1 protein-coding gene is annotated in these 266 nt (G+C 52.6%); it reads right to left on the bottom strand.

Annotation, left to right across the window (positions count from 1 at the left end; all coding sequences use genetic code 11):
- The coding region (locus tag NXS07_RS21265; RefSeq protein WP_258087667.1) for a BamA/TamA family outer membrane protein at positions 1–266 on the bottom strand (266 nt) is incomplete at both ends.

Below are 266 nucleotides of genomic sequence, written 5' to 3'. Positions count from 1 at the left end.
AAAGCCGCGCATTACACGGGAGTTCAGCTGGAAACGATCTCCGATCCGGCTGTCATTGTCGGGTGAAACAAGAGCACCACCTTCCAACACGGCGCGCAGCGTGACTTCTTCATACCAGATTTTGGTCTCGGCAATCGCCTTACCAGTAGTCTTGATAAAGGTGTAATCACCGCCGATACCGCCAAAGTCCTGTGCAAACTCCAGCAACACGCCGCGGTTGGGATCAAGGCCCTTACGACGTGTGTCGTAAATGTAGGAATAACCAA

Source organism: Xenorhabdus bovienii, assembly GCF_024721015.1.
GTDB lineage: Bacteria > Pseudomonadota > Gammaproteobacteria > Enterobacterales > Enterobacteriaceae > Xenorhabdus > Xenorhabdus bovienii.
This window is presented reverse-complemented; position numbering and strand designations above follow the sequence as displayed.